12 protein-coding genes are annotated in these 16174 nt (G+C 53.5%); 4 read left to right on the plus strand and 8 right to left on the minus strand.

What is annotated here, in order from left to right; translation table 11 throughout:
* Positions 1–2 precede the first annotated feature (2 nt).
* The 8 genes from ESZ00_RS06760 to ESZ00_RS06795 all read right to left on the minus strand — a co-directional run bounded on the left by ESZ00_RS06760 (position 3) and on the right by ESZ00_RS06795 (position 10188).
* Entirely contained in the window at positions 3–1988 is a 1986-nt protein-coding gene (locus ESZ00_RS06760) for a DUF3732 domain-containing protein (protein ID WP_129207360.1), read from the minus strand.
* A complete protein-coding gene (locus tag ESZ00_RS06765) occupies positions 1988–2482 on the minus strand; it encodes a three component ABC system middle component (RefSeq protein WP_129207361.1) in 495 nt (164 codons plus the stop codon). Before ESZ00_RS06765 ends, ESZ00_RS06760 begins: the two co-directional genes overlap by 1 nt.
* A complete protein-coding gene (locus ESZ00_RS06770) occupies positions 2479–3663 on the minus strand; it encodes an ABC-three component system protein (protein WP_129207362.1) in 1185 nt (394 codons plus the stop codon). Before ESZ00_RS06770 ends, ESZ00_RS06765 begins: the two co-directional genes overlap by 4 nt.
* A gap of 311 nt (positions 3664–3974) precedes the next feature.
* On the minus strand, positions 3975–5381 hold the full coding sequence (locus tag ESZ00_RS06775; protein WP_129207363.1) for a nucleotidyl transferase AbiEii/AbiGii toxin family protein: 1407 nt from the start codon (positions 5379–5381) through the stop codon (positions 3975–3977).
* The gene (locus tag ESZ00_RS06780) at positions 5378–6109 is read right to left on the minus strand and encodes a type IV toxin-antitoxin system AbiEi family antitoxin domain-containing protein (protein WP_164981375.1); all 732 of its coding nucleotides are present in this window, start codon (positions 6107–6109) and stop codon (positions 5378–5380) included. The genes ESZ00_RS06775 and ESZ00_RS06780 overlap by 4 nt, the downstream gene beginning before the upstream one ends.
* 716 nt (positions 6110–6825) lie before the next feature.
* Complete coding sequence (locus ESZ00_RS06785; RefSeq protein ID WP_164981376.1) at positions 6826–7881, minus strand: ATP-binding protein; 1056 nt, start codon at positions 7879–7881, stop codon at positions 6826–6828.
* Positions 7882–8162: 281 nt separating this feature from the next.
* Positions 8163–8915, minus strand: a complete 753-nt coding sequence (locus ESZ00_RS06790; RefSeq protein ID WP_229741001.1) for a response regulator transcription factor — start codon at positions 8913–8915, stop codon at positions 8163–8165.
* A gap of 277 nt (positions 8916–9192) precedes the next feature.
* Positions 9193–10188: a carboxypeptidase-like regulatory domain-containing protein gene (locus ESZ00_RS06795; RefSeq protein WP_129207366.1), complete on the minus strand. Its 996-nt coding sequence runs from the start codon at positions 10186–10188 to the stop codon at positions 9193–9195.
* A gap of 603 nt (positions 10189–10791) precedes the next feature.
* Between ESZ00_RS06795 and ESZ00_RS06800 the strand changes: the two genes are divergently transcribed.
* From ESZ00_RS06800 to ESZ00_RS06815, 4 genes are all read left to right on the plus strand, one after another.
* Positions 10792–11673, plus strand: a complete 882-nt coding sequence (locus ESZ00_RS06800) for a hypothetical protein (protein ID WP_129207367.1) — start codon at positions 10792–10794, stop codon at positions 11671–11673.
* Positions 11674–11846: 173 nt separating this feature from the next.
* Complete coding sequence (locus tag ESZ00_RS06805; RefSeq protein WP_129207368.1) at positions 11847–12341, plus strand: hypothetical protein; 495 nt, start codon at positions 11847–11849, stop codon at positions 12339–12341.
* 13 nt (positions 12342–12354) lie between these two features.
* Positions 12355–12891, plus strand: a complete 537-nt coding sequence (locus tag ESZ00_RS06810) for a hypothetical protein (protein WP_129207369.1) — start codon at positions 12355–12357, stop codon at positions 12889–12891.
* 1095 nt (positions 12892–13986) lie between these two features.
* The gene (locus tag ESZ00_RS06815) at positions 13987–16095 is read left to right on the plus strand and encodes an RICIN domain-containing protein (protein ID WP_164981377.1); all 2109 of its coding nucleotides are present in this window, start codon (positions 13987–13989) and stop codon (positions 16093–16095) included.
* The last annotated feature ends 79 nt before the right edge of the window (positions 16096–16174 follow it).

Below are 16174 nucleotides of genomic sequence, written 5' to 3' on the forward strand. Positions count from 1 at the left end.
AATTACACTTGCTTCTGAGGAGTATCTGTCCACTCGCCAGGAACTAGCGCCTTTCCACGCCATTCTTCGGTCAGTTGAACGCCTGGTATATTTCCCCAGACATCATCGTCAGCATGATCAAGGACGATGATCTGAAGTCTGCCCGTTGCGAGTAGAACTTCTTCACTCAGGAGCTCAAAAACTTTTCGGACTGCTACTATATCTTGATCTCTCCACGGCACATCGGTTGCAGCTTCGTTGGGCCGTGCTGCGGTTTTCGGAAAATATACTTGGCTCGGTTGGTCATAGATGAGGATAGCTGGGACGGGGTGATGCGGCTCACTCAGAAAAAATCTCTGCAATGCAAGTGTCATCGCCATGTGGTACGCGAGCCAGTTTGCTCCGCTTCCAATCTCCCAAAGGTAATCGTCTCGATTGCCGCGAACTACCTTAACCGTTAATTCGTCCACAATCAGTTTGACTGGTGCGTCAGGCCATTCGGCATCAAGTTTAGATACACAGCGACTTGCGATGGTCTCAACCTGATCCAGAGCGTTGCGCAGCTTTCGTCGAATTTCAGAATCCGAGACAATCGCTTGTAGCGTGGCGATCTGTGAACGAAGCGTCGCGATCTCCTCTCTGACACCCGAGGACTGATCTGCTTTGTCATAAAGTTGCAGGGCTTGATCCAGACGTCCGAGAAACCTCTCGGTTCTGTCGAATTTGTTTCTGATCTCCTGTGCCTCTTGCGAGCTGTGCTCCAGGATACTCGCCTCTTGACGGATTGCACTGAGTCGCTCCAAAACAGTTTCCGTTGCGGCGCGCTGCCTAATCACCTCTTTGTCGAGAGTATCGGAAAAATTGGGATGAGATCGCAGCCGAACCTCTAAGGCATCGAGAGCATTGCAGAGGGTTTCAAGACGTTCGGGGCCGGCAGATTCCAGAGAAGCAATAGGGTCGAGCTCGGCTTGTTGATTTTCCGCAGTCAATTTACGCAGCCAATCCGCAATCCCGAGTCGATCACGCTGCATTCTGATGGCTCCGCCGTATGCTTCGCTACTTTCCAGAAGACGTCTAAGCTCATTCAGCCGGTTCCTGTGCTCCGACAGACTGAGAGCGACAACCGATTCTTCGCTTCGTAGAAGTTCAAGGCGGTTAAGTGCTACGTCTATTCCCGCAAGGGTCGGATTCGCCATAACCTCGGTGCCGGAGGTTATATTTCGAAGCAAATCCAAAATGGTGTTCCAATCCTCGGAGATCAATTGGTCGGACGGAAGAAGCCCCAGTTCGATCGCCTGCCGGACCCAGCTTTGCGCTTCTAGGCGCCAAGCCGAAGACGCGTTCACCAGATCTCGCAGTTCAGATTCTTTCCTGCGCAGGTTTCGGTTCAGGCGGTCAAGCTCAAATCGCGCCTGAAGGATTTCAGCCGTGACGGCACCGAGAACATAGGGGAAGATTGTCTTCAGCTTTTCCTTGTGTTCGGTCAAGTCCGTTTTGAAGAAGAAGACATCGGGATTCGCCACGATATTCTGCGGCTGAAAGGTGAAGGCCATTAGGTCCCGAAAGCTAGGTCGAGACTTGAACCCTACGTCTGGACCCGGTTCAAAATCGAGAGATGTCAAACCCGAAAGACGATTCAGCATCGCCTTGACCACGTCCACATTGGTCGATTTCCCATCAATAATGGCGGGAACATCAACGGTGGGTGCTTCCAGTAAAAACATATCTCCCGTATTTTGCTGATCACCGGGCTCTCGACGTGCCAAAAGCTTTTGGCCCTCAAGAGTATCGATGACGATTCCAAACCAACTACAATTCTCACGAATCACGCCAACGGGAATTGAGCATTTATCGGAGCCCAGGCAATAGTCGATGATTGGGACCACGGCGGATTTACCAGTCTTGGAAGCGCCGCTAATCACATTCACGACACCAGGTTGAAATTCGACAACGCGCGGAGCAGCATTGTTTCGCGACCAAAGAATCAATTTGCGCAGCTGGAAGTACATCAGAACTCCACTCGTAAGGTCGTAGCGATTTGGTTGAGACCGGTCTTGGAAAACCAATAGCCAATCTTCTCGGCACTGTTCGGTAAGTTCTTCAGGCGCTCTGGCAGCACCGTTTTGGCGACCGCACCGAGCAGCGTATTCGCTCTCACAGTTGCTTCTACATAGTTGACAGTTAACAACCCTCCGCGAATCCCCAGTTCAAGCGAATCCCACGTCAGTTTGCGGAGAATCAACGCTCTTTCATGCACAGCAAGAAGATTTTCCCGTTCTTCGCCGAGTTTTGCGGCGAAGAGGGTCAAGCCTGATGCCTTTCGAGTTGACTCGATCACCTCGCTTGTCTGGCGGTGCATCAACAGAGGCAGGATCAAGAAAAGTAACGGCATCGGAGCGGGGCGACTGTCATCCGCCTGAAAACCTAATCCAAACTTCCAAAGTGCGAACGCACCTAGAGCGGGATTTTGGATAATTTCTGATTCATTCAACTCAACACTCATTGGCCACCATCCTTCAAGAGTTCGACATAATCAGGGTGCCAACCAATCGTCTTCACATCTGCCAACGCGTTGAGACATCCATGAACAAAGTGACCAGGGACCGCCTGCCCATCGAGCGGAGGCTGCATTTGGGCAGATTGACGGTAGACAATGCGACCTCTGACGAGTGCATCCTTATCACTATGGACATCAGAAACCTCTCCCTTTACTAGTCCATGCCGACGCACCAATTCCGCATCCCATTCTTCAAGGCTTCTTTGGAATAGGACGCCAGCTTCCGCCCATGAGGATTTATCGGCAGCAGCTCTCAAAAAATCGCTGACTGCTCGGACGCGCTCGTCGGAATTGACCTGAATGATATCCAGTTGCCTTACGAACGTGGGATGTGTTGCCAAAAGCGTCGAAACGGCTCCGTCAGACGGAGCCGACGTTAGAGGTGCAAGAAACCCCGGCAGATTGTTTCTCTGAACGAAATTGCGGAACTCCATTTTAAATTCGTCGCCGTCAAGCAAGGCAGGCTTGCCACTTCGGATCAAACGATCAGCTATTTCTTTTGCTCTTCCGATAGCGAACTGGCATAACGGATCAACGAGATTAGTAGCCACAGTGGGAGTTAGGAGGGCACGAATTGGATCAACGGGGTCATTGTCGCAACTCACAACCTTAAATCGAGAGATCACTGCGAATCTTGCTTCCGGCGTTGCTCCCAGGAATGTTTGGAGATGAGATGCACAAGTTGGCAGCTTCCTAAGCTTTTTCAAAGTGGATTTAATTTCGGAGGTTATGCTTTCGATTTGAATTCCCGTCATCGCATCACTGAGCGCAGCCGCTCGCGCGCCGGTCTTCACGGGAGTGACGTACAACCTGTACTGCGTGGAAACAGAAAAAGCACTGCTCGAAGATACACTTGAGAGCCAATTATCGAGACATTTCCAAAAATCAACTGCCCAATCGGAGAGCGGATTCTGCGAAAGAGCGCTCTTTGCTTGCTCTAAAAGAGCAGATCCGTCAACGTAATGAATCGCAACGTCATCTAGATATTCGAGCGATACTTTGGCCTTGGCTGGGCAAGTGAGAAGGTGATAGCACAGGCGCACTGGCTGAATAGCAAACCCGAGATACTGCCCGGGCGCCGTATGTTTGGGCCGTTTTAGAACAACCGCGTCAGACAGTATCGTCATTAAAGATGTTTCTGGAACTCGACAAACTACAGAAGTAATTGATCGGTCTGATTTTACCTCAATTGCTCAAAGGGTCTGTCGCCGTCCGCGCCCTAATGCTGGCGGATACCGGCTCAAGAGGAGCCCGCCGTAAACGAACCCCATCTGCAGAAGGCTGGAGGCTGTCCCCCAGCGGGGTAGAAGGGGCGCTCCGCCACGCTCCAGAGGCCGTTCTGCTCGCAATCCCACCAATAACTAAACAGCTATCTACTGGACTACTTTATTTCGCCATCTTGGCCTGGTTTTGCTCCGCCCTTGACGCAGTCGATCTCCTAATACTTGGTGCGAACGTAGGTCCCATACCGTCCATAACATGGCGATCCAGAGCGATTTTTGTGTGCGTTCAAGGTTCCATCCATTTTCTTTTTGTTAAAGGTTTTGCCACACACCGTACACCGGAAAACATAGGTCGGTCCCTGACTCCTACTCGTCGCAGCCAATGTTCGGACTATCCGGGGTATCCTAGACATCGCCATCGAAGGCGCCACATTGAGCGGCCCTGTTGACGTCAGCTCGACAGCATAGCGTGGGCTAAATACCTGCAAGGTCACGGCTGCTCCCTGCATCCGATCTACACGATAGGAGCGGTGTTCGCCCGAGTCACTGCGAATCGCGTGCAGCACGAAATAGCCCTCCACGGTTTGGCGCAATGAGTACGGCTCAATACGCCGCACACGTCCGTCGTAAGTAAGATCAACGCACAGATAGTTGGCGGCGGCAAAGCGGATGACCTCCAGAGTTGAGCGAGACGGGAAAGGAACTCCCATCGGTAGTACGCGGGTGCGTACGACAACTTCGTTCGCGCCGGGAGAGATGATGGCGCGCAGCGGGACTGGCGCACTGCTTGTCAGCCACGAAAATATCTCTGGCAGCGCGTTCCAGAAGTCATCGATCGGAGGAAGAACGGGAAGCTGGTGCGAGAGCATGTCCGACCACATGGCATCGAGCGCTTGCCGATGCGGCATGAGGGACGCGAAGGTCGGGACAGGGATCGTTTTATACGCGCATTTCTGGCGAAGCACGTCCAGCAGCACAGTCGCCGTAGGCCGGCTGTCGGTGTGCCGGTAGAGGTTCACGACATCGTAGAGATCGCGTGGCCGCGTTCGCTCTCCGAGCGCGCGGATTTTCTCGCCGAACGCCTCCTCGTAAGCGTAGCAATTCGCCCAGATTTCGCCTTCTGGCTTATCGCCGTAAGGATGAAATACCTCGCGCCGCACGGAAGGTAGTACCACCTTTTCATCCGCCGTCAGATCGAGCTTAATCTTGGGCCAGCCGCCCGATGTCGGCGAGACCGGTCCACGATACGCGATCTTGCCCTGGCAGTTCGGTTGGCCGCGCGGATTGTCGTAGATGTCGAATTCAATTTGGTCAAAGGGAAGGCTCAATCCCGATTCCTCCGCGACCCAGGCGACAACCTCCTCAAACACGCCTTTCAGGAATTCTTCGTCGAGATGACTTGCATCACGCAGTGTAAAATCCAGATCCTCAGAGAATCGATAGGTCTCGAAATAGCACTTCTTCAGGCAGGTCCCGCCCTTGAAGACCCAGCTTTCTGCGAGCTCTTCATGGGCGTTGATGCCTGCGAGTATCCAGCCCAGGACATAATCCTTCTCGACAACGCTGGGCAATCGGAGCGAAAACGAAGATGTGGCTTCGAGGATTTCACGCTTGTCGATCATGGAGTCTGAGCTTTCCAGGTCTCTGGCACCCAAAGGTGCCAAGCCGTAATGAGCTTTGCAGCGCGCAGCGATGTGTCGAGCCGGGCGTTACCATGCGTGAGCCGGGCGCGGCATTCTTCGGCGAGCTTCTTGTCATCGAGCTGAGTGTCGGCAAGGAATCCAAGACGCTTGAACACGGCGCCGTTGCCGAATTGCTCTGCGTAACGAATGAGCAGCTCCCGATCCGCTGTCTTTCCTCGTAAATAGGCGCTCAGGCAATCCACCACATGGTCGATGCCGCCCCCTACTTCCGGCACCGCGATCATATCGATCAAGGTTCGCGCTGGATCAGAGATGGTGATCTTGATGGCGCCGCGCCACAGGGTCTTCAGACCAAATAGGCGTTTGGGGGGGATATGGTGCAGCAGGAATGTGGTGCCCTGCGCTGTCACCTGCTTCCGGGTGACACGGCGTGTGGTGCAGACGAAGGTTTCATTGAAGAGCTGTTCTGTAAGCTCCCAATGATGGGCTGCTGTCCAACCACCGATGTAACATTGACCGAAGAGCGTGGGAACCAGTACCCAAGGATCGGCGACCACCTGTTCACTACTGGCCAGATCAAGGGGGACGGGAACATAGAGCCCATGTCCAATTCTTCGCAGCCACCCCTGTCCTTGCCAGCGCGATAAGAGCTTGGCAGCCTCGCGTCGCTCCATCCCGAGTGTCTTGGACGCAATATCAACAGACACAACTTCCCTGGCGGCGCGAAGCACTGAGGCAAGCCGCGCGCGAGAGGCAGGCAATGTAGTTGCGTCCCGTTTCATGGCTATATTATGACACGCAAAGTTCGCATTTTTCGGGAACTTTGCGCGGAGTAATAGAGTTTGCTGGACTGCCGTCTTCTGAACTTTGGGATCGATGCAACTACTGGAAAAGTCTGCATGGAGGCACGCTATCTAGGGGATATTTGTCACGGTTAGGGCCGGTTGATACAAAATGCCGGTTTGTGACTACCTGAAGACGTAAATCCAAAGGTCATGGCCTCTTGCGAGGGCTAGAGACGAGGGAACAAACCGGGGAACGTTAAGAAGGCCCGCCTGTATCTTGCTGATTCTAAGGAGAGGCTAGGGATCATCTACGCCGCTATAGTTCTTTTTAGAATCAGTTATTTAGCCTTCTCGTAACCCAAAGGTCGTAGGTTCAAATCCTACCCTGACAATCATTCAACGTCTCTGTAATCAGTCGACACCTGCAACCATCATGTGCGCCTCCGCGGTTACTGTTAGATCCCAAAGCACGTTTTCGCGGGTAATCGAAGCCCTCTCACGCACGGAACCGCCGCGGGCGATGAATGTCGCCTGAAATTACAGACACGTAGCGAACCGATAATCGGCCCGAGCTTCTGCGGTTCGATTCGACTTTGATCACGAGGTGAGGTCGTGACTCGAAGAGGTTGAGACCCAAACTATGGTTCAGCAGGCAGTTGAATTTCAACGATCAGCCCACCTTCAGGCGATCTTTGCGCTGAGATTCTTCCGCCATTCGCCAGGACAGCTTGCCTCGCGATGGCGAGGCCGAGGCCGGATCCTCCACCGATAGTACCTGGTTCTGAACCAGACAACGTCAGGAACGGTTCAAAGATAGTTTCCTCTTGCCCCGGCGCGATGCCGGGGCCGTCATCGCGAATAGCGATGACACCGAAATGCGCCGTCCCCATCTGGAAGCGTGTGACCTGGATCGAGACGTGCTGCCGCGCGAAACGAAGCGCGTTGCGGAGTACATTCTCGATGGCTCTGTGGAGGAGAATGGGGTATCCACGAACCCTGAAGCTCTCGATACTGTTGATCGTGACGGTCTTCTGAAGCTGATGAGACTCGAACATTGCGTTCTCATGCGCTTCTTCGACAACAGCTCGTACATCGAAAACCGAAGGTTCCTTATTAACCTCGTTTCCGCTTTCAAGGCGGGCAAGCAGTAACATCTCGCGTACCAGGCTATTGAGGCGATCGGACTCCTGGCTAATGCGGTCATGCTCCTGTTCGAGATCGTGACCACCCTTGCGTCGAGCCAATGCAAGCGCTATATTCAGCCGGGTAAGTGGAGACCCAAGCTCGTGAGAAGCGTGAGAGAGAAAGTCCTTGTAGCCGGACACCAGGGACTCTATCCTTTCCGCCATCCCATTGAACGTGCGCGCCAAATCTCCCAATTCATCTTTGCGCGTCGCAAGAGCCGAGTGGATTCTTACCTTCAGATCACCGCCTCCGAACTTTTCGGCCGCAGCATTCAGTCCAGTGAGGGGGCGCACTACATAGGCTGCTACGAACAGCGAGAGGAAGCCCGCGATGAAAATAGGTGACAGGAAGCCGAGGTGCCGGAACGGGAAGAGGGGTTGCGTGGCCGGGACGGTTGCCAGATAGATATAACCGTGCCCCGAATCCGTGCTCACACGGAACGCAACGGTCGTGCTGTCCGGCGAAATATTTACAACGAGTCCGTCGCCTTGTTCGACGCGGTGCTTCATGTGTATTTCAGAGGGCGATAGGACACGGCCAGCAAGGTCAGCAGTCGTGCCATCTCCGGTGGCAATGAGTCGCCCGTTAGGACACGGAAGATCGTGTTCCTGCAATGAGGATTGGCCGTTCCCAGAGTTTTGCAGAACCGCTTGCTTCGCGCATATCTCTAACGCATGCGTCGGAATGAACCGCTCTCTAAGTGGCGCTAAGACAGATCGCCATGATATTACCACCACTGCAAGCAGCGACATAACAGCCCACGTAATCAGCATGGTCCGCAGGAATAGCTTCATGAAGTGCCGCTCCCGCTTTCATAAAGCACATAGCAATAGCCTACGTTGCGGACAGACTTAATACGTTCCGCACCGTCTGCATGCGTCCCGAGCTTTCGACGAAGGTTGTTGACGAGATTGTCGATGCTTCGGTCAAAGCTCGTCGGTTCTCGTCCGAAGATGCGTGGGATCAATTCTTCCCGTGAGAGAGGTTCTCCGGGGCTAAGCAACAACAAGCGGAGAAGGCTGTATTCAGCCCCGGTCAAATCGAGCTTCTGATTTGCCAGGGTGACCGAGCGTTCTGCTTCGTTCAAGATCAGATCTCCCGCAGTCATCTGACCATCTGTGTCCCTGGGGTGGACCCGACGCAGTATCGACTTGATGCGGGCCACCAACTCTTCGGGCTGGAAGGGCTTGGCAAGGTAGTCGTCGGCTCCGCCTTCCAGGCCGCGCACCCGATCTGCTCCGGCATCGCGCGTGGTGAGCATGAGAACCGGGATATTCGTCGTCTGTCGAAGGCGTTTGAGCACCTCGAAGCCGTCAATGCCTGGCATCATGACATCGAGAATGATGAGAAAAAAGTGTTGTTGACGCGACCGAAGAATGCCTTCTTCCCCACTAAGCGCAGAGGAGATGGAGAAGCCGGCGGCAGTGCAGTATTCCGCAAGCAGAGCGGCCAGGGAGCGATCATCGTCGATCAGCAGCAACGGTATTAGTTGACCCGAATCGGGCAGAGCAGCGAGACGTGTCATTCTCATATTTTCGTTCATTTTGAATCCAAGTGATGTTGAGAACTGTCGTGAAACTTGTAATCGTAAGTCCGTTCGTTCATTCCCTCATGGTCGTCCAGCTAAAGCATTGGGGAGTGCTTACAGTTCATGAGCTTTGGAGGATGGTGCGGACTTCTCAGGTGTTCGGTGGAGGCGACGTAGATACTCCAATAAGAGCGCGAGGAGAGCAACCATCGCCACCGCAACAGCAGATAATCGCCGCGAAGCTAAAGAGCTAACGCTTGCCTGCCGCGGGTGCGGTGAATCAAAGACTCTGCTATGGCGCATTGGACTTGCTCGTCACTTTGTTGAATAGAAACTCTTGCGCCAGAGCATTGGCAACGCGAGCGGCTGTCGTGATGGCCGCACCAGTGAAGACCAGACTCGCCCCACGATTTGAGCTTGGATAATAGAGATTTTGCAGAGCGCCAGAACTGAGATCTCCTCCGATGCTCGAATAATTGAACTGCCAGCGGCCGTTGTCTCCCTTGGCGACAAAAGGAGCGGATATGGCATGAAGTGCGCGCGATTTTTTTGATCCGGTTCCTTGGTAGAAATATCGCGGATCTTGGTGAAGGAGAGACGGAAGAATGGCGCCTCCGATGAGTATGTCCGTAGCCCCATTTGTGTAAACAGCACCGAAGCGTTGTCCATAGCCCTTTACTCCTTCCTGATAGTTCGGCGTGTCCGCCGCCTGATAGAGTCCCGCGAGGAAAGCCGCGCCTCCAATCGTCCCAGCGTCTGTAATGGTCTTGAACGCCAGGTGAAATTTCAACTTCGCCGAGAGCGGCTGTGTGTTCTGTCCGTATGCGATATAGAAGTTCGGTATCACTCCGAGCAGGCGCTGCTTTTCTTCTGCATGGACCTGCTGTATTGCGAGCACGTCGGAGGGAATTACAGTCACCGAGGTTTCCACTTCGGCGAGGGAGAGTTTTATGTCCGCGACCTCGTACATCTGTCCTGGTGACAGCGTGATGGCCAGCGACACCCAATCTTTGAACCCTTCTGCATGAACCCTAATGTGGAGGGTGACAGTGGAAGGCACGTCGGCCAGAGTGAACGCGCCATCATCATTCGCAACGACGGAGTGCGATCCAGGTACATTCGGGTCATCGATGGTGACGACAGCTCCAGGAATAATGCCGCCATTGACATCCTCCACGGTTCCGTTAATTGTTCCCGACTGCGGTTGTGGCGCCGAGGCCAGTTGCGCTGTGACCGCTCCTGGTATAGAGCACAAGATAAACAAGCAGCAGATGTAGCAACGAAGCATGACAATCCTTTGAGAAACGAAAATCCAAGAATGTGGATGAATCCAGAAACGCGATAAGCAATGCACGAAGCCGGAAATTGCCGTATCAAGCCATCCGGCTTGCCAATGCACTACACCCAGACGCCAAACAGGCAATCACCAGTGCCGTGTCGGGCATGACTGCCCAGGCTATTGGCAAGATGCGTTGAAGGATCATCGACGTACATGTGAGCGTGATGTGCAGGCTTGCAACGTGCGCTCCCCTACGAGAGCCGCATGCGCTCTGCGGCGAACGGGGTAGAAAAGAAAGTTCGGCTGTGCGCTGTACGAGAATCACCGTGCGGTTACTAGACATCATGGCTCCGTTTCTAGTAGACGGCAGCCCTGCTGCAAAGGTGCGTCGCTCGACGCTTCTCGACATAACAGGAGCGGATGACAGACATCGAAGGGGAGATTTGTCGAGAAGTGTCGAGAAGCGGTGTTCTCGACATAACGAACGCCTTCTTGTCGGCTCTAATTGATTACAGCTATTCCATTAGCCCGGTGCATCGACACGTCGGGGGAATGTGTTGGTGTTAGGGACGGGAGTTCCCAATAACAAATAAGTGAAAACCCAAGGAGATCATGAAGAACTGCGCCACTAGGAAATGTCTGTATCGAGTTGTCGTCATAGTTGCGGTCGCTTTAGCTCAGCGTGGCATCACAGAAGCCCAAGCCATGCCAATTCAGAGCACGGTATCCGATGGCTCATCGGCTGCGGACAATAACCTGATCGCGACGGAAATGCCTTCGTCGTCCATTCCCGCTGATGCACTCCCAGACGCGCCTATGTCTCAGGACCAGAGCTCCGGGCAGAATCAACAAGCACCTCAGCGCGACCAGACGCAGACGCACATCAATTTGATTCCTCTTTTGCCGCCGAAACTCGTCGCCGGCACGACACTCACAGCTCACGATAAGTGGGAAATTTATTACCACAAGACGTATTCCCCAGCGGCGGTGATTTATCCGCTCTTCGGCGCCGGCATCAAGATGGCAAATCCGAAAAAGGGCTACCCCGAAGAGTGGCAAGACGGGATGGGAGCCTTTGGACGGAACTATGGCAACATGATCGCCCAGCGTACAGCGAGGAGTACAGCGGACTTCAGCACCCAGATGTTATTCCACGAAGATCCGCGATACCAGCGATCCGACAGCAAGAATCCACTGTTGCGCGTAGGCCATGCTTTGGTATGGACGTTCGTCGATAAGTCCGATTCAGGCAATCGGACATTCGCACTCAGCACCTTCACGAGCTCGGCGGCTGGCGGCTTTGTCGGAATGGCTTATCTGCCCGACGGCTACAACGACGTTACTCATGCGGAGCAGCGCATGGCGATGGAGATCAGCGGTCGCGCAATTTCAAACGTCCTCACGGAGTTTGAACCTATTTGGGGACCGTGGGCCGCGAAATTGCGAATTCCGAAAATACTGCCCGATTGGTGGGTTCCTCAATCCAAGCCGTAGCAAAATGGGCCGCGCAACCGCAGAGCATTTGTGGGGCGATAACCGTGCTGACTAAAGTTACCTGACCTCATCAGAATATCGTGCAGAACAATAGTCAGCATCACACATCCCAGCCAGTACGTATACATGGTCTATTGGAATGATCGTTACGGGCGGATCGAGGAGGCAGAAAGATGATCGTGAATATCCTCACATCCATCCATGTAGTCTTCAGTCTCATTGCGATTGGGGCAGGGAGCAATGTTCTGTTCGGACTGCTTGCCGGAAAGCTGGCAGAAAAATGGACTGTTACCTTCTTTCGTTGCTCCCTGGCCGCAAGTGTAGCTGGGCTCCTGCTTTTCGCTGGTCATCTCTCCCTTACGCAGTGGCTCGCAATGATTTCTGTCTATATGTCAGGAGCGGCAGTTCTCGGGTGGCGCAAATTCCATCTGGCCGGCGTCTGGCGTTCAATCTGCGCCTTCAGTACCACGATTGTTCTCAGCCTCAACTTCCTCCTCTTGACCACACAGGCATTCGAGCATATTCCGGCATTGAAGGCACTGGCTCCAACATTATCGGAGCCGGCGTTTCTCTTTTCACAGTTGCTTGAAATGGCCTTTTTTGTGGCGCTTGGCATGGTCGCAGTCGGGAGGTTTCGTGATAACCAGGTCGCTTTGTTGGGACACTAGGATCACGGACGTCATGTGTGCATCCAAGGTCGTTGGGAAAAGACAGAGCGTGTATGCGACGAGAGAGGATTTCTGCAAATTGTTCATGGAAAGCACGAATAGTCTCTATCTGCTCTCCTTTCTGCTGACAGCCAATCAGGAGAAGGCGGAGCAATGTTTCGTGGCGGGCCTTGACGACTGCGTGGATGGGAACCCCGTTTTTCACGGTTGGGCTTATTCGTGGGCGCGCCGCATGATCGTCCGCAATGCAATTCAAATGGTAGTGCCTCGTTCTGCCCTAAAGAAGCCTGCCTTGGGCGCATCCGATTTATCAGTCCAACGTGAGCCACTGAAGAACTCGGCACTCGACGGTCATTTCGCGGGACTTCTCGCACTCGAAGATTTAGGGCGATTCATATACGTCTTGTCTGTTCTTGAAAGATACTCCGACATGGATTGCGCACTCTTGTTGGATGTCTCCATACGAGAATTCAGGGAAGCGCGTAGGCGCGTGCTGAGCAGCGGATTGCAGACTTTGACAAAAGAAATGTCGAATAGGCAACACAGGTGACCGTCCGCGCGAAGAAAGATGGCAAGAAGAAGCCCCCCAAAAAGACCATCAATATCGCTCTCAGCCGAGATTCACTACGCAAGAAACCCGCTCACAATCTCCGAAAGAGCAAAAGTCTTTAAAAGTGATTTGGCTCGTATCTCATTTTGCCAGAGAGTATTAGCCATCCAGAACTAAGCCGCAACAAGCCGCTTAAATGGAATCACGAGTAAATTCGAGACGTTGCAGGCCCCCGCAATCATCCGAATTTATTGTTGATACTCTTCAGAAGGCCGCTTGTTGAAGGTAATCGCTCATAGGTGGAGATGACGTCAGCGTCTTGATTGTGTATAAAACTTCTAAGCCGCAAAGCGGACTCAATAGCGAGAGTTGAGTGCTGTGGAGGACAGAGCATACATGTAGCGCGATTTTCGGGAGGCAGTACATACCTTCCACGTTTTAGGCGCAATTTGTACGTGATTTGTACCGAATTTGTACGGAAGATCTGCAAATGGTGACAATCATGACAGATTTGAAAATCGTAGAATCAGTAAGTTACGTGTTTTGCCTTGGGAGAGCCTGACCGACTCCCGCCGCCTCCACCAGCCTTACCATTGCCCTTAGCCCTCGAGCATAGACAGCCCGGGGTTGGGGGAGGTCAGGTAATCGATTTCATTTCCCTTCGCTGCCGCCTCGCCACCTCTCCTATAGTGCTGAATCATATAGCCTTACCAGCCACGCAACGAATTTCTTGACAAGGACTTCGAACGCCGGTTAAAACTCAGGCCGCAATAAATGTATACGTTTACTTGCGATCTGCAGCATTGCCTGACCTGTGCGGAACACCTCACCACGCCATTTCAAAAAGAGGACTTCTGCGCGCATCGTGTGCCCGCTTGCGCGGCGAACTTCGATCCACCGCGAAATCCGGGTGTAAGACGACCCTATCTAACACACTTCATGGGAGATACGTGTATGCTGCGCAGGATGAAACAGTGGCTTTCTCCGCACTCAGGCAAGAAAAGCGAATGCCGCGGGAATGCGGCTTCCATCACAAAACGATGCTTTGCTCCTCTACTGGCCATCGCATTCACGGCCCTGTTGGCCGTAAATGCGATGGCTCAGACCGTCACGGTCACCAATGTGCCGGAAAACGGATATCAATATAACTACTTTCCCGGTAACTGCCCGTCCGGATATGACATTCCGAGCGGACAGTATCCTTCCACCAATCATCTGGAACGCGAGCATGTGATCTACAACAAATCCACGGGAGAATGGGTGCTCTATGCCCATTACGACAACAGCAGCTATACGGTAGCCTCGGTGCTGGTGGCGACGAGCACGAATGAGTGCGGCCCCTACACCGTGCAGAGCGAGTTTCAGCCGCTGGGATTGCAGTCGCGCGATGAAACTGTTTTTGAGGATGACGATGGATCGGCCTATCTGATCTCCGCCTCGAACAAAGATGGTGGAGCAAACGACACGATGGCCGTCTTTAAGCTGACAAGCGACTACCTGAGTGTCGACCCGAGTGCTGGATATATCTGGCTATTTGAGGGGTTATATCGCGAAGCGCCAGCCGTCGCTAAGTCAAACGGGACTTATTTCCTGATTACTTCGCAGGCAGCAGGATGGTATCCGAGCCAGGGCGGATATGCAGCCAGCACAGCGATGATGTCAGGCTGGTCAGCCTTGCAGGATCTGGGAAACACCTCCACGTATGGCGGACAGAGCGCCGACATCCTGACCATCAAGGGCACGCGGACAAATGCATACGTATTAGTGCTCGATCATCTCGGAGGAAACTCGCTCACGGATACGGGAAGCATGTGGCTGCCTCTGTTGCTCGACGGAAAAGCGCAGACGGCAACACTCAACTGGTACAGTTCATGGCAAGTCGATACGAAGACCGGCATATTAACCTTGCCGAATAACGAGAATGTCGCGCGAAACCGGCCGGCATCAGCTATTTCGAGCCTGACCGCAAACCCGCCTTCTCTCGCGAATGATGGAAAATACCAGACAGAATGGGTTGCCTCTACCGCAACATGGCCCGCATGGTGGATGACCGACCTGGGGTCGCCCAAGCCAATCCAGGAGGTCGATATCTCCTGGTTCATGTACAAGGGCTCCGAAGCTTATTACCAATACACGATTGATTACAGCAACGACGGAGTGAACTTTAAGAGCATCGACAAAACAGATAATCAGCTCTACGGATTCACCTCGGATGCAGTCAACATCACTGCGCGGTACGTGCGGATCACACTGCAGAATGCAGTACTTTGGAACAACCCGAATAACTGGTACACACCGCAGCTATGGGAAGTATCCCTTCTGAAAGCGCCGCAGGGGAGGCAGATTCCCGTCAAGGTGCAGGCTTCCGCTTCCGCTTCGAGTATTTCTATCGATAGTCCGGTTACGATCAACGCGACTGTAACCACTCCCAGCGCCTGCGTGCCTCTCAGCGGCACGGTCGCACTCTCCGGCGGAGGGTACACCTCGCAGCCTCTGGCTCTCATTCCAGCAACAGCAACAACTTCAGAAAACGAGGATGACAGCCGCACCGATCACCCGGAAGATCGCGGCTCACACAATGGACAGTGCGACCAGAGACTGACGGGAACAGCCTCTTTCACCGTTCCTTCAGGAGTCCTAGTCCCGGGAGAAGATGCAATGGTAGTGACTTATATGCCAGGACTACTCAGTTCCTGGGCATATAGAACCTCCACGGGTCAGACCCAAGTCAAGGTGAATGGCGGCGGACCAGACGGAGGATACATCATTCCGAATGGGACTTATACCTTCGTGAACCGCAACAGCGGTCTGTACATGGATGATCCGGATAGTTCAACCACCCTGGGCACCGGGATCGATCAGGCTACCGCAAGCAGCGGGACAAACCAGCAATGGCAGGTGACGAATCTCGGCGATAACATCCTGAAAATTACCAATGTTGCCAGCGCACTCGTTGTGGACATGACAGGGTGGTCTGCATCCAATGGCGGCGTCGTAGATGAATGGAGCTGGAATGGAGGCGCGAATCAAGAGTGGAAAGTCATTTCCCTTGGAGGCGGCCTCTACGAATTGACGAACGTAAACAGCGGCCTTGCGCTTGAAGTTCCAGGCTCATCCGTGACAAGCGGCACGGTGCTCGACCAGTGGACATGGAACGGCGGAGCAAACCAGCAATGGATCATCCATAGCGTCCCGACGGAGTAAGGATAGAAAGGACTGCGACATGCTGCATTGCAGATAAAGTCCCTCCGCAATGCAGCATGTCCTGGCCCGAAACTGGCAA

The sequence above is a fragment of the Silvibacterium dinghuense genome, assembly GCF_004123295.1.
Taxonomy (GTDB): Bacteria; Acidobacteriota; Terriglobia; order Terriglobales; family Acidobacteriaceae; genus Silvibacterium; species Silvibacterium dinghuense.

Excerpts from the sequence above, each read along its gene's own strand:
- ESZ00_RS06760 (WP_129207360.1), bottom strand. The coding sequence starts at position 1,988 with ATGTACTTCCAGCTGCGCAAATTGATTCTTTGGTCGCGAAACAATGCT.
- ESZ00_RS06765 (WP_129207361.1), bottom strand. The coding sequence starts at position 2,482 with ATGAGTGTTGAGTTGAATGAATCAGAAATTATCCAAAATCCCGCTCTA.
- ESZ00_RS06770 (WP_129207362.1), bottom strand. The coding sequence starts at position 3,663 with ATGACGATACTGTCTGACGCGGTTGTTCTAAAACGGCCCAAACATACG.
- ESZ00_RS06775 (WP_129207363.1), bottom strand. The coding sequence starts at position 5,381 with ATGATCGACAAGCGTGAAATCCTCGAAGCCACATCTTCGTTTTCGCTC.
- ESZ00_RS06785 (WP_164981376.1), bottom strand. The coding sequence starts at position 7,881 with ATGAAGCACCGCGTCGAACAAGGCGACGGACTCGTTGTAAATATTTCG.
- ESZ00_RS06790 (WP_229741001.1), bottom strand. The coding sequence starts at position 8,915 with ATGAACGAAAATATGAGAATGACACGTCTCGCTGCTCTGCCCGATTCG.
- ESZ00_RS06795 (WP_129207366.1), bottom strand. The coding sequence starts at position 10,188 with ATGCTTCGTTGCTACATCTGCTGCTTGTTTATCTTGTGCTCTATACCA.
- ESZ00_RS06800 (WP_129207367.1), top strand. The coding sequence starts at position 10,792 with ATGAAGAACTGCGCCACTAGGAAATGTCTGTATCGAGTTGTCGTCATA.
- ESZ00_RS06805 (WP_129207368.1), top strand. The coding sequence starts at position 11,847 with ATGATCGTGAATATCCTCACATCCATCCATGTAGTCTTCAGTCTCATT.
- ESZ00_RS06810 (WP_129207369.1), top strand. The coding sequence starts at position 12,355 with ATGTGTGCATCCAAGGTCGTTGGGAAAAGACAGAGCGTGTATGCGACG.
- ESZ00_RS06815 (WP_164981377.1), top strand. The coding sequence starts at position 13,987 with ATGGCTCAGACCGTCACGGTCACCAATGTGCCGGAAAACGGATATCAA.